An 11,918-nucleotide genomic window follows, 5' to 3' on the forward strand; every position below is an offset into this window, starting at 1 on the left:
CCGCCCTACTCACTAATCACTACCCACTTTGCGGCGGCTCATGCCGCCGCAAACTTCACCACCTTGATCGCCTCGAAATTCTGCACCCCGCCGCCGACGCGCTTGGTGGTGTAGAAGAGCACATAGGGTTTTGCCGAATAGGGATCGCGCAGGATGCGCACGCCCGCCCGGTCGACGACGAGATAACCGGAGCGGAAATCGCCGAACGCGATCGACAGCGAGTTCTCCGCCACGTCGGGCATCTCTTCGGCTTCGGCGATCGGAAAGCCCATCAGCGAGGCCGGTTGGCCGGCTGATACCGGCGGGCGCCAGAGATAGTTGCCGTCGCCGTCCTTGAACTTGCGGATGTCGCCCTGCGCCTTGCGGTTCATCATGAACGTGCCGTTCTGGCGATGGCCGGCCTTCAGTGCATAGATGACCTCGATCAGCGTGTCCGAAGGCCCGGTCGTTTTCCAGCCTCCCGCAACGCCGGTAGCGATATGGCCGATATTGCCCCAGCTCCAGAAGCCTTCCGCCACCGTCGGATAGGACAGAAATCCTTTCGGCTTGTTGGTGCCGTCGCCGCGGATGAAGGCATCGCCTTCCTGCTCGGCAAACACGATGTCCACCTCGCCGGCGATCCAGGCCTCGATATCGACCGCCGAGTCGTCCAGCAGCGACTGCGTCGCAGCCGGCATGGCGTAGAGCTCCATGGTCGGGAAGGAGAGCTCGGTGAGCTGCGGCGTATTGGTCTGCGGCCGCGCCGTGGTCTCCGCCACCCAGCCGGTCGAAAGCCCGGCTGCCGCGAACGGCTTCTTCAGCACGGCGGAAGATACGGTACGCACGGTCGAGAGCGCCCGCATCGGCGAGACCGCCGAAATCCGCCGGCCGATTTCCGTGTCGGTTTCCGGCGGGACGAGATAACCGCCGTCGGCACCGGTCCCGCCCGAAAACGCCTTGGCCTCCAGCTCGCGCAGACCGTTCTCCTCGCCACGGCGGACATAGGCGTCGAAGGCCGCCTTGTGCTCCACGGCCTCTGCCGAAAGCTCCGAACCGCCGCGGCCGAGTTGCGGCCTTGCCTTCTTCAGCACCAGCTGGTCGAGCACCTTCTTCTGGTCGTCGACCGCACGGTTGATCCGGTCCATCTTGTCGCGGGTCACGACGTCGGCGGTCAGCTTCTGCTCGATCTCGCCGAGGCGCCGGTCGTTGACCTCCTTGAAGGCCTCGAACGCCTCCATGAATTCGTCGAAGGCCGCCGTCACCGTTTCCGGCATTCCCTTGACTTCGGGGGCTTTCACTTCGGGCGCCACGCTTGCCATCGTTCTCGCCTGCTCGGTCATATCGCTTTTCCTTTGAAGGTTGATTTCATCATCATCTTCGCCGCCCGCCGCATCTGGCGGACGAGTTCGGTTTCCCTGTCGCGGAAGAACCGCGCATGCTTGACGTTGGAGACCCGCGCAGACGGCAGCATCGGAAAGGTCACCACCGAGATTTCCCAGAGATCGGCCTCGAGGATTTTGCGCACGCCCGTCTTGGCGTCGGTGCGGGCCTTGACCGTGCGAAACCCGATCGACAGCCCGTCGAGCGCGCCCGATTTCATCAGCGCCAGCACCTCGCGGGAACGGGCGACGCCCGGAGACAGCATGCCCTCGACATAAAGCCCGCGGGCATCCTCTCGGATCGTCTTCCAGGCGCCGATCGGCTCGGAAGGGTCGTGCTGGTAGAGCATCCGCACCCCCGGCGCGCCCCGTTCAACGAGGCAATTGCGAAAGGCGCCGCGCTCGATCGTATCCTTGCCGAGGTCGACTTCGCCGAAGACGCTGGCGTAACCGGAGAACACCCCGTCGCCGGTGAGCCCAGCGAGTTCCAGATTGGCAAATTTGCGCGCGTTCGGGCGCGGCCCGCGATAAGCGTGCATCGGTATTCTCCTAACGATTGAATTGGAGCCAGCCCGGGCGACGACCGAAGTTATGCCCCGCCGCCCCGTCCCCCATATCTGACGGCGATCCTCGCCAGCGCGCCCAGCACCCACCAGGCACAAAGACTGGCCGCCGCCGACCCCGTCAGCATCACTTCCGCTCCTGAAAGCTCCCCGCCGATCCCCAGCCTTTCCACCAGCCAAAGCCCGGTCGGCCCGCCGAAGATCATCCCGCAGCTCAGGCCCGTCAGAAACCGGCTCGCCGCCTCGCGACGGCTCTTCGGCAGCAGATAGATCAGCGACACGCCGGCTCCCGCCGTGGCGCCCACCGCCTTGGCGGCCCAGATGCCGGCCAGGGCGCCGGGATCATTTCCGAGGTCAGCCATTTTTAATCTCTCTTGTTTATGATGCGCGCATATGGACCGAACGGCGCTGCTGCCATGCACCAGCCGTTCCGCGCTCGACGCAGAGTCGGCGGATCCAGTTTCCATGAATGTTCAGAATCGCTTGGGGCTACCTGCTGGGAAGTTGAGTCCGGCACTTCGCAAGTTGAATGAGTTCGGAGACCTATTCAGCAGACCTGCAGAAAGTGTGCCTCCTCGACGATTTCATTCGAAGTCGTCGTCTTCGTCCTTTTCGAGATCCGCTGGCCCCTGCCGCGCATGCATGATGGAGACAATCAGTATCCGATCCGCCTCGATGACATAGTCCAGATGATAGGGCGCCGATACGAAACGGCGAATTCCTTCGACCGGCGCCACAGCGGTCCCGACACGAGGATGATCCGCAATCAACCGTGCCGCCCTCTTGACCTGTTCCGAAAAGGCAATGGATGCCCGTCGGCTGAATTGGGCAAGATACGCCCTTTCCCGTTGGACGTAGCGTATCGCTTCTTCCGACAGGAACACCTTCATCAGGCGGCGTCCTCGCGGTTGAGACGGTCAAGCTCAGTGAAAAACTCCTCCGCCTCCACGAAGCGCCCGGCCTCGATATCCTCCCTGCCACGCCGGATGCTCAGGATTTCACTCCCCTCCGCCATCAGGTAATATTTCAGCGCCCGGACGATCACCCAGGATCGGCTTCTGTCCGCTGTCTCCGCGATCTTCTCGATGTCCTCAAGGATGTCGAGCGGCAGGCGCAGCGTGATCGGGTCTGAAAGAACGGGCTTGGCCATCAGAGCCTCCATTTGTAATACGAGGTATTACAATCTACACCCGTTGCTTACGGATTAATACCCTACCGCCTCGCGCTTCTCCTCGTCGCTCAGGAACGCCGCCGCCCCGACCCTCGCCCACAGCGCCTCGCGCTCGGCGGAAAGGCCGGCGATCCGGTCGAGATCCGGCTCCAGCCGCAGCCGATCGCCATAGGCCTCCGACAGCCAGGCCGAAAAGCTCGCGGCGGTCCGCGAAATCAGCGGCAGTACGGTGAGGCGGTAGAAGGCGCGGTTGGCCTCCTGGTAGTTGGCATAGGTGTTGTCGCCCGGAATGCCGATCAGCATCGGCGGCACGCCGAAGGCGAGCGCGATGTCGCGGGCTGCCCCATTCTTCGCCTCGATGAAATCCATGTCCTTCGGCGACAGGCCCATCACCTTCCAGTCGAGCCCGCCTTCGAGCAGCAGCGGCCGGCCGGCATTGACCGCGCCGGAATAACCCGCCTCCAACTCGTCCTTCAGCCGCTCGTACTGGTCGACGGACAAGTTGCCGCCATCCTTCGGCTGGTAGACCAGCGCGCCGGAAGGCCGTGCGGAATTGTCGAGCAGCGCCTTGTTCCAGCTCGCCGCCGCATTGTGCAGGTCGAGTGCAGCACCCGCCGCTCCGAGCGGCGGAAAACCGCAATGGTCGTCGAGCGGATGAAACAGCTTCAGGTGCAGCAGCGCCAGACCATCGCTCTCGGCCGGAAGCCGCCGCGTGGTGCCGCCGGCGCGGTAATCGTAACCGGCCACCCAGCCGTCGCGGCCCTCGACCACGCTTACCCGGTCGGGCCGAAGCAGATGCAGTTCGCGCAAATCGCCGCCGATCGACAGCGGCTCGACATAGGCATTGCCGGAAAGCGCCAGGTGCCCGTAGAGAGCCTCGAAGAAATCTGGCCCGCCCTGCCGGCTGTTCGGCCGCTGAAGCAGCGCCAGCGCCGGATGTTCGGCAAGCTCCGCCGCCCCGTCATAGACAAGCCACGGCACGGCTGCGGCGGCTTCGGCGATCATCCGCACTGCCCGATAGGCGACCGGGTTCTTCATGAACCCTGCCCGCGCCAGCGCCGCGTAGGACCGCCCCGACCATTGCGCCGCCCCCTCGCCGGAAACGATCGCAAAACCGGAGGCCGTCTTGGTTTCGGGCTTTTGGGTGTCGGTCCCCTGGATTTCGGGCAGGGCCTGTCGCCCACCCGCGGAAAACCACGGGCGCCGGAATGGAGATTTCATCGTGACTTGTCCTTTTCGCTCGCGGGCGCCAAGGCCCGCTTCAGGGAAGCGGCAGGGGCGATTTCACCGCGTTTTCACTGTCGAAATCGGCCGCCATGCGGATTTCGCGGATCGGGCGGACGATATCGATCGAGGCCTGGTAGGCCGGATGCGACTTGTAGGCGGCCAGCGCCGCCGCATCCTCGAACTCGCCGTAGACGACCAGATCGACCTCGTTGCCGAGCTGGTCGCTCTTCACATTGGTGCCGATCTCCAGGGTCAGCGCATGCGGGTTGCCGGTCAGAAGCGAAAGACCTGCCCGGACCCGGTCGATCTCGCCTGCCTGCGCCGTGAAAAATACGATGTGGCGTATCATGGAACCTCCAGCAATGCGGAGGCCTGCTATCATGGCCTGCAGTGGGCTTCAATGCGGCTTGGTGTCCAGCGCCTCGGCGAACATTTGCGCATGCCGCGCCACCAGCTCCGCCCGGTCGTTGCCGTTGATGATTTTTCTGGCGCCCAGCCAATTCGCCCTGCCCCGCCCGAAATAATCGCCGAGCTTGCAGCCGGTGAAACTGCCGCGCCGCATGCCCTCGATCAGGATCGCGACAGAGACCGGCATTTCCATCGCCCGGCCCGGATCCGCCACCAGGTCGATCCCGGTCACAGCCGACATCGCCGCGTAGTTCCGCCTGTGAGTGAGCTGCACCAGCCCGCGGCCGAGCCAGCTTTTTCCGTCCGCGTCCGGCCGCCAGTAGGGCGTCTTCACCGACCCGAGCCGGCCCGCGGCAAAAGCCTCGTCCAGCCGCGCAATCGCCGACCTGTCGCTGGAAGCCAGGGTCTCGCGAACGGGTTGCATCGTGGCGGCCGTCTCGTGAAAGGCGGTGGCCAGCACATAGGCGAGCGGCTGCGCCTCCCCCTGGCCGTCTCTTTCCCGCCAGGCGTCGAGAATCGCCGTCAGCCCCTCCATCTGGGCGGCGGCGAGCCGGCCCTTGAAGAGCTTCGCCCGTACCAAATCAAAGAAAGCATGCCGGTTGTGAGCCATGTGGAGCCTACTCCCATACCGCGTTACCGGGTTTCAATCGGTTTAGAAAAACTAAATCGTTTTAAGCCTTTAGGCGGCAGTTTACTTTTTTCTAATGATGTGGAACCAACGGCTCCACACGACGTTCTTGTCGGCTTTCTAAACAACAGGAGATCATGATGATGCAGCAGCCTGCACCGGCCGCCCCTTCCAAGCCGATCCCGCAGCATGTCGTCGAGCGGATCGAATCCGAATGGAAGCAGATGCGCGAAAGCGCCCAGCCAAAGCCGGTCACCCCGCGCTGATCATCATCACCTGAGCGGCGAGCCGCGCTCAAACACCGCGCACGCGCGGCTCCCCATGACCTTCCAGCATCAGCGCCGTCAGCGCCCAGACCAGCGCATCGAGCCGGTCGGGCGAGCGGCCTGAAGACAGGCCGTCCGGACCGAAATCGCACATCTGGTCTTCAAGCTCGGCAAACCTCCCGGCATGCGCCACCCGCCCCTGTTCGTAGAGGGCGGCCACCGGTTCGGCGCGCAGGAATTTTCCGCGCGTCGCCCTGACCATCGTCACCGGCAGGCCTGCATCGACGCTTCTCAGCATCGCCGTCACCATCTCGCCGCCCTGGTTCACCTCGGCCACCACGCGGTCCGCCTGGAAGCGCACATAGGCCCGCGCCACCGCGTTCGCCCAGCCGGCCGGGGTTTTGCCTTCGACCGAACAATCCGCCAGCACCACCGCCCGGCCGCTCGCCTCCAATCCGGCGACGACGATGCCGCAGCAGGAATGTTCGCCCGAACCCGAAGGCGGATCGACGGCGACGACGATGCGCCGGAGCGCACCGGTAAAGCGGATCGTGAAGGCTTCGAGGTCGGCGCGTTTCCACAGCGCGTCCTCGCGGTCCTCGATCAGCTCGCCGGCCAGTTCCTGCCGTCCGAGCCTCGTTCCTCCATACCGCGCCTCCAGCGCCGAAATGAAGCCGGGTGAAAGGTTGCCGGCATTGGCCTGGGTCGAGATCCGCACAAGTTGCGTGCCGGGATCGGCGATCAGCCGTTTCAGGATCGGCACCGGCCGCGGCGTGGTCGTCACCAGCTGGCGCGGATCGGCCCCGAGCCTAAGCCCGAACTGCAGCATGTCGAAGGTTTCCTCCGCATGCCGCCATTTGGCGAGTTCGTCGCACCAGGCGAAATGAAACTGCGGCCCGCGCAGGCTCTCCGGGTCTTCCGAGGAAAAGATCTGCGCGATCGCCCCGTTCGGCCAGACCAGTCTTCGGCGCGAAATCTCGAAATCCGGCCGTTTGCTTCGGGCAACCCGGCAGATGCCGGACACCCCGTCGATCATCACCTCGCGGGCATCGCCCAGCGTCTCCGCCACCAGCGCGATCCTGAGATCCGACCTGCTGCCGGCCGAGGCCAACCCATGGATCCATTCCGCGCCGGCCCGCGTCTTGCCCGAGCCGCGCCCACCCATGATCAACCAGGTGCGCCAGTCGCCCTCGGGCGGCTTTTGGTCGCGACGGCCCTTTATATCCCAGTCGCGTTCATGATCGAGCGTGAAGCCAGATAGAGACGTGTCGGGCTCGTCATTCCGCTCCAGAGCGTGCTCGCTTCCAGGAGCAGACCCGTGCGGCAGACCGATCTCCCCCCTTGAGGGGGAGATGCCCGGCAGGGCAGAGGGGGGTGCTGCGGCACATTCTTCGACAGTTGAGTTCGCGGCGCCACCCCCCTCTGTCACCTTCGGTGACATCTCCCCCTCAAGGGGGGAGATCAGAGGGCGTTTGCCGCGCCCGGCGTTTCCTTGCTCAATCACGCTTCTCAAGGCCGTGCTTTTCACAACGGCTTCGCAATATTCCTCCCGCGCAGCCGTGATCGTCCGCAGACCCCGGTTCAACCCCGACGCCCCCTTTGAGGCTTTGACCGCGATCTTCTCCTGCGCTCGCAGCAAGGTCCGTTGGCTCGGAGGACGCGTGTCCAAACCTCTCCAAAACGAGGGGCGGCGGTCCATCCCGCTTCCATGCTTCGAAAAGCCGATAGGCGTTTTCATTGGCGCGATCCTCGATCATTTTCAGGAAGCGGACCTTGGCCTCCTCATACCCACCCTCGTCCGCATCGCGCTCGGCGGCCTCGTCGCGGTCGCGGGCGAGCTGGCGTTGCAGGCTGTCGACCTTTTCGAGCGTGCGGACGATCAGAGACATGGCGTCGGTCGCGGCCTTCACGTCGGCACGCGCCAGTTTCTGGGCGGCGTCGTCGCCATCTGTGAGCGCCGCCTCCGCCGCGGTCCGCATCCGCCGGAAGGTCGAAAACTGGTCGCGCATTTCGACGGTCATCTCGTTCAACAGCCGCCGCAGCTCCTCGCCCGGAGAGAATGCGCCCTCGGCCGACTTGATCTCCAGCAGCACGCCGCGCACGGCGTCCGAAAGCACGGAATCGTCCATGACGACCGCGTCGCCATAGACGGGCGCCTCCGTCCAGAGCCCGAAAAGTGCCGGATCGAACGTCTCGAATTCATCCATCTGGGATATCCCCGGGGCCGAAATAGGAGCCAAAATTTCGGCGCAGAAAATCCCGCCGCCCCCGTTTCCGGTCACCGCGCGTCCCCACTGCCGATTGTCGAGATAAAAAGAAGGCCCGGCTTTGGGACCGGGCCAATTTGACTGGAAGTCTTGCCACCGGCCGCCCGAAGGCCACTTGCCGGCGCAATCCTTCGACTGTGCCTAGAGCCTATCAAACAACCGTCACGCCGTCAAGGACTATTTTCCTAATTAGCAAAAATTAATTTACGGCCGAATCACGTCCCGCAGAACGTCTGCGTCACCCGCTCCTCAGGCTTCGGCGGCTGCATGTAGCTCACGAATTCCGGCCGCTCTTCGAATGGCTTTTCCAGTGCCTCCAGCAACCGTTCGAAGAAGCTGAAGTCGCCGTAATTGGCGGCCGAAAGGGCTTCCTGGACCTTGTGATTGCGGGGGATAACCGCCGGGTTGACGGCGCGCAGGTCGTCAGCCAATTCGCCGACCGGCCATGCTTCCGTGGTCAACCGCCCGCGCCAGTCCGCAAGCCAGGTCTGCGCCTTGCCGGGATCTGCAAAACACTTAAGGAAGGCCTCTTCCTCGCCCTCCGCCGCATCGGCAAGCCGCCGGAAGGCCAGCGTAAAATCCGCCTGCCCCTCGTGCATGGCCGCCAGTAGCGCCTGGATCAGCTCGCCATCGCTGTCAGCCTCGGTCGCAAGGCCGATCTTCGTGCGGAAGACGCCGATCCACTCTTTCTGGAACCGCTCGCCGAACGCCTTCAGCACGGCGTTCGCAGCCTCCACGGCCTTTTCCTCGTCCTCGTCCAGCAGCGGCAGCAGGCATTCCGCCAGCCGCGCGATATTCCATTGGCCGATGCCCGGCTGGTTGCGATAGGCATAACGACCGCCCTGGTCTATCGAGGAAAACACCTTCATCGGATCGTATTCGTCGAGAAAGGCGCAAGGCCCGAAATCGATCGTCTCGCCTGAAATCGTCATGTTGTCGGTGTTCATCACCCCGTGGATGAAGCCGATACCCATCCAGCGGGCGATCAGGTCCGCCTGCCGTGCCGCTACGCCCTGGAGCAGCGCCAGATAGGGATTGTCCGTCGTTTTCAGCTCTGGGTAATGCCGCTCGATCACGTAGTCGGCGAGCAGTTTGATCCCGTCATTGTCACCGCGGGCGGCAAAGAACTGGAAGGTACCGATCCGCACATGGCTTGCCGCGACGCGCACGAAGACCGCGCCCTGCTCCACCGTCTCGCGATAGACCTGCTCGCCGGTCGCGACAGCCGCAAGCGCCCGCGTCGCCGGCACGCCGAGCGCGTTCATCGCCTCGGAGACGATGTATTCGCGCAGGACCGGCCCCAAAGCCGCGCGTCCGTCGCCGCGACGGGAATAGGGCGTCGGTCCGGCGCCCTTCAACTGGATGTCGCGGCGTTTGCCGTTGCGGTCGACGACCTCGCCCAGCAATATCGCCCGCCCGTCGCCGAGCTGCGGCACGAAATTGCCGAACTGGTGGCCGGCATAGGCCATGGCGATCGGCATGGCACCGGGCGGCACGACATTGCCGGCAAGGATCGCCGCCAGCCGGGCGGGGTCGGAGAAATCCGCCTCGACGCCCAGTTCCTCTGCCAGTTCCGCGTTGAATTTCAGGAGCTTCGGCCCCTCCACCGGCTCGGGATAGACGGAGGCGAAAAACCTGTCCGGCAGGCGGACGTAGGAATTGTCGAACTGGAACACGGGAAGGTCTCCTTTGGCCGCCGGGATGCGGCGACCTTTTCTCCAAATATGGGAAATCTGTCCCGCCGAACAAGCGAAATGCGCTTTTGTTGCGCCCTCAAGCCTTGGTAAGCCGCACGCCGAAGCCAAGGAGAAATGTCAGCAGCGCACCGGCCGCCGCAGTCCCGTAGAGCCACAGGGCCGGCCCACCGGCGTTGCCGTTTTCCAGCGCCGAAACCAGTCCGGTCGCACTGGCGATCATGCCGGCGATCCCCGCGCCGATCGCGTAACCGGCGGTCGAAATCGTCGGCAGCAAGGCACTTGCGAGATCGCGCTCCTGCCTTGCTGCCGCTTCCATCGCCGCCTGGTTGACGCTTGCCCAGGCGACGCCGAAGCCCGTACCGATCGCCACCTGGCCCGCCAGCAGCAGCGCCAGAGAGCCGCTCGCGAACGCTGCCGCGAGGCAGAGGAAACCGGCCAGTTGAAACAATGCGCCTGCGCGCATCCACCGATGCCGCGGAGCAAGCGCCGTAATCCTGCTCGCGACCACCGCGACCGCACTCCAGGAGAGCGCCATGGTCACCACCAGATAACCGACCACCGCCGGCCGGAAACCGAAGACGGCGTCGATCATCAGCGCCAGGTAAACGCTGCCGACCGAATGGCTCGCCGACATCAGGAACAGCACCCAGAACCCGTGCCCGAGCACCGACCCCAACCGGAAGGCGCCCTCCGGAAACAATCTTGGTCCGATCCGTCCATCGAGCTTCAGCGCCGGCAGGAACAGCCCTGCGCCCGCCACCACCGCCACCGCCTGCATCGCCCCTCCGGTCACCACCGACGACAGCGACAGGACGAAGGAGGCCGCAAGGCAGAGCGAAATGGTGGCGGCGGAGAGCGGCACCGGCGCCGCCTCGGTCACCCTCACCTTCGCGGTCAGCGCAAAGACGGCCAGCAGAACCACGAAAGGCGAGACGGCCAGGAACGACGCTCGCCAGGAATAGGCCTCGGTCAGAAGCCCGCCCGCCAATGGTCCGGCAATCGCCGCCACCGCCCAGACGATCGCCTCCACCGCAAACACCTTGGCGATCAGCGCGGAGGGAAAGTTGGCGGGGATGAGGCTGTAGCAGATCGCCACGATCAGCCCATCGGCAATGCCCTGCAGCAGGCGCCCGGCCATGATCCAGGAAAAGGCCGGCGCCGACAGTGCCAGCAGCCCGCCAGCCGCAAAGATCAGCGCCGAAAGGACGAGAATGAAGCGCGCCCCGAACCGGTCACGCATCGCCGCCGCACCCGTGCCGCCGGCGATCGAGCCGAGGAAATAGAGCGTATAGGCCCAGCTGAAATAACCCGTGCCGCCGATTTCTCTCGCTGCCGGCGGCAGCGCCGCAACGATCGCGAACTGGTTGAAGGCATGCAGCCCGATCCCCGCCGAGATCAGCCCCAGCATCGCCCCTTCGCGGCCTCTGAGAAGCCTCGACCAGCCCACATTGATGTCCTGCAACACGCCCTGCCCCTTATCCGGTTTTTCAGTCCCAGGCACGCTACAACCTCAAGTCTGATTGAGGTCAAGGGGGAAGCCGAAAATTAAACCTTCGCGTTTTCAGTATCTTAAGGCGTAATTGCAGATTCTCTCCGATGTTGTATTTTAGCTACAGCTTTCCAAGCAAACCGCTCTATTTGCGTTTTTGCCAACCAATCGGAGGGAATATCCATGAAGGCTCTTTTCATCCTTGCAGCGTCGGCCGCCATGACCGCCTCTTCCGTTGCTTATGCAGCCGACGCCGTCGAACAGATCCCGCAAGCGCCGCAAGCCGTCGAAACGCCCGTCGTATTCTCCTGGAACGGCCCCTATATCGGTGCCCACACGGGATATGCCTGGGGCAGCGGCGATGCCCCCGGCGGCGGTTCGGACGATTTCGACAGCTGGAGGCTTGGCGGCTTCGTCGGTTATAACTGGCAGTTCTCCAGCGGTTTCGTCGCCGGTATCGAAGGTGACGTCAACTACGACTGGAACAAGAACAGCTATGCCGGCGGCATAGACGTCGACACCGGGTTCTCCGGTTCGGTTCGCGGCCGTGTCGGTTACGCCATGGACCGGGCGCTGATCTTCGCGGCAGCCGGCTGGACGGCCACCACCGCCCATATCGACGGCGGCGGCTTTGACGACGACGACATGCTCAACGGCTGGACAGTCGGCGCCGGCGTCGACTACGCCTTCACCGACAATATCTTCGGCCGCCTCGAATACCGCTACAACGACTTCGGAAACGGCAGCCTTGGCGGCGCCGATTTCGACTTCAGCCAGCACGTGATCAACGTCGGCATCGGCGTGAAGTTCTAAGCCGCGGCTTCGGGATACGTTCAATGCTCCA

General features: G+C 64.2%; 14 protein-coding genes. 2 read left to right on the plus strand and 12 right to left on the minus strand.

The window, feature by feature from the left end; genetic code table 11:
• Positions 1-38: 38 nt before the first annotated feature.
• The 8 genes from AC1DLT_RS23645 to AC1DLT_RS23680 all read right to left on the minus strand — a co-directional run bounded on the left by AC1DLT_RS23645 (position 39) and on the right by AC1DLT_RS23680 (position 5,337).
• Positions 39-1,319: a phage major capsid protein gene (locus AC1DLT_RS23645; RefSeq protein ID WP_477488366.1), complete on the minus strand. Its 1,281-nt coding sequence runs from the start codon at positions 1,317-1,319 to the stop codon at positions 39-41.
• The gene (locus AC1DLT_RS23650; RefSeq protein ID WP_477488367.1) at positions 1,316-1,897 is read right to left on the minus strand and encodes an HK97 family phage prohead protease; all 582 of its coding nucleotides are present in this window, start codon (positions 1,895-1,897) and stop codon (positions 1,316-1,318) included. Before AC1DLT_RS23650 ends, AC1DLT_RS23645 begins: the two co-directional genes overlap by 4 nt.
• A 50-nt stretch (positions 1,898-1,947) precedes the next feature.
• Complete coding sequence (locus tag AC1DLT_RS23655) at positions 1,948-2,283, minus strand: DUF6107 family protein (RefSeq protein WP_046668524.1); 336 nt, start codon at positions 2,281-2,283, stop codon at positions 1,948-1,950.
• Positions 2,284-2,505: 222 nt separating this feature from the next.
• The gene (locus AC1DLT_RS23660; RefSeq protein ID WP_046668481.1) at positions 2,506-2,811 is read right to left on the minus strand and encodes a type II toxin-antitoxin system RelE/ParE family toxin; all 306 of its coding nucleotides are present in this window, start codon (positions 2,809-2,811) and stop codon (positions 2,506-2,508) included.
• Positions 2,811-3,071 carry a CopG family ribbon-helix-helix protein gene (locus tag AC1DLT_RS23665; protein WP_477484426.1) on the minus strand — a complete coding sequence of 87 codons (261 nt, stop codon included), beginning with the start codon at positions 3,069-3,071 and terminating at the stop codon, positions 2,811-2,813. Before AC1DLT_RS23665 ends, AC1DLT_RS23660 begins: the two co-directional genes overlap by 1 nt.
• A 54-nt stretch (positions 3,072-3,125) precedes the next feature.
• On the minus strand, positions 3,126-4,313 hold the full coding sequence (locus AC1DLT_RS23670) for a phage portal protein (RefSeq protein ID WP_477488368.1): 1,188 nt from the start codon (positions 4,311-4,313) through the stop codon (positions 3,126-3,128).
• Between the two features lie 40 nt (positions 4,314-4,353).
• Complete coding sequence (locus AC1DLT_RS23675; protein WP_477488369.1) at positions 4,354-4,668, minus strand: Dabb family protein; 315 nt, start codon at positions 4,666-4,668, stop codon at positions 4,354-4,356.
• A gap of 48 nt (positions 4,669-4,716) precedes the next feature.
• Positions 4,717-5,337, minus strand: a complete 621-nt coding sequence (locus AC1DLT_RS23680; protein WP_477488370.1) for a hypothetical protein — start codon at positions 5,335-5,337, stop codon at positions 4,717-4,719.
• Between the two features lie 155 nt (positions 5,338-5,492).
• On the opposite strand from AC1DLT_RS23680, the gene AC1DLT_RS23685 reads away from it, so the two are divergent.
• On the plus strand, positions 5,493-5,621 hold the full coding sequence (locus AC1DLT_RS23685; RefSeq protein WP_258719024.1) for a hypothetical protein: 129 nt from the start codon (positions 5,493-5,495) through the stop codon (positions 5,619-5,621).
• Between the two features lie 28 nt (positions 5,622-5,649).
• Here the strand turns inward: AC1DLT_RS23685 and AC1DLT_RS23690 are convergent, their stop codons facing one another.
• The 4 genes from AC1DLT_RS23690 to AC1DLT_RS23705 all read right to left on the minus strand — a co-directional run bounded on the left by AC1DLT_RS23690 (position 5,650) and on the right by AC1DLT_RS23705 (position 11,050).
• Positions 5,650-6,912: a DNA-packaging protein gene (locus AC1DLT_RS23690; RefSeq protein WP_477488406.1), complete on the minus strand. Its 1,263-nt coding sequence runs from the start codon at positions 6,910-6,912 to the stop codon at positions 5,650-5,652.
• Between the two features lie 205 nt (positions 6,913-7,117).
• A complete protein-coding gene (locus AC1DLT_RS23695; RefSeq protein WP_065814767.1) occupies positions 7,118-7,828 on the minus strand; it encodes a hypothetical protein in 711 nt (236 codons plus the stop codon).
• A 275-nt stretch (positions 7,829-8,103) separates the two neighbouring features.
• Positions 8,104-9,564 carry a protein adenylyltransferase SelO gene (locus tag AC1DLT_RS23700; protein WP_477488371.1) on the minus strand — a complete coding sequence of 487 codons (1,461 nt, stop codon included), beginning with the start codon at positions 9,562-9,564 and terminating at the stop codon, positions 8,104-8,106.
• A gap of 97 nt (positions 9,565-9,661) precedes the next feature.
• A complete protein-coding gene (locus AC1DLT_RS23705; RefSeq protein ID WP_477488372.1) occupies positions 9,662-11,050 on the minus strand; it encodes an MFS transporter in 1,389 nt (462 codons plus the stop codon).
• Between the two features lie 207 nt (positions 11,051-11,257).
• Between AC1DLT_RS23705 and AC1DLT_RS23710 the strand changes: the two genes are divergently transcribed.
• Positions 11,258-11,887 carry an outer membrane protein gene (locus tag AC1DLT_RS23710; protein WP_038541235.1) on the plus strand — a complete coding sequence of 210 codons (630 nt, stop codon included), beginning with the start codon at positions 11,258-11,260 and terminating at the stop codon, positions 11,885-11,887.
• The last annotated feature ends 31 nt before the right edge of the window (positions 11,888-11,918 follow it).

This window comes from Neorhizobium sp. 05N33 (assembly GCF_056397445.1).

Bases quoted from the DNA above. Each gene is read 5' to 3' on its own strand.
- AC1DLT_RS23650 (WP_477488367.1), bottom strand. From the start codon at position 1,897: ATGCACGCTTATCGCGGGCCGCGCCCGAACGCGCGCAAATTTGCCAAT.
- AC1DLT_RS23670 (WP_477488368.1), bottom strand. From the start codon at position 4,313: ATGAAATCTCCATTCCGGCGCCCGTGGTTTTCCGCGGGTGGGCGACAG.
- AC1DLT_RS23680 (WP_477488370.1), bottom strand. From the start codon at position 5,337: ATGGCTCACAACCGGCATGCTTTCTTTGATTTGGTACGGGCGAAGCTC.
- AC1DLT_RS23695 (WP_065814767.1), bottom strand. From the start codon at position 7,828: ATGGATGAATTCGAGACGTTCGATCCGGCACTTTTCGGGCTCTGGACG.
- AC1DLT_RS23660 (WP_046668481.1), bottom strand. From the start codon at position 2,811: ATGAAGGTGTTCCTGTCGGAAGAAGCGATACGCTACGTCCAACGGGAA.
- AC1DLT_RS23645 (WP_477488366.1), bottom strand. From the start codon at position 1,319: ATGACCGAGCAGGCGAGAACGATGGCAAGCGTGGCGCCCGAAGTGAAA.
- AC1DLT_RS23665 (WP_477484426.1), bottom strand. From the start codon at position 3,071: ATGGCCAAGCCCGTTCTTTCAGACCCGATCACGCTGCGCCTGCCGCTC.
- AC1DLT_RS23710 (WP_038541235.1), top strand. From the start codon at position 11,258: ATGAAGGCTCTTTTCATCCTTGCAGCGTCGGCCGCCATGACCGCCTCT.
- AC1DLT_RS23675 (WP_477488369.1), bottom strand. From the start codon at position 4,668: ATGATACGCCACATCGTATTTTTCACGGCGCAGGCAGGCGAGATCGAC.
- AC1DLT_RS23655 (WP_046668524.1), bottom strand. From the start codon at position 2,283: ATGGCTGACCTCGGAAATGATCCCGGCGCCCTGGCCGGCATCTGGGCC.
- AC1DLT_RS23685 (WP_258719024.1), top strand. From the start codon at position 5,493: ATGATGATGCAGCAGCCTGCACCGGCCGCCCCTTCCAAGCCGATCCCG.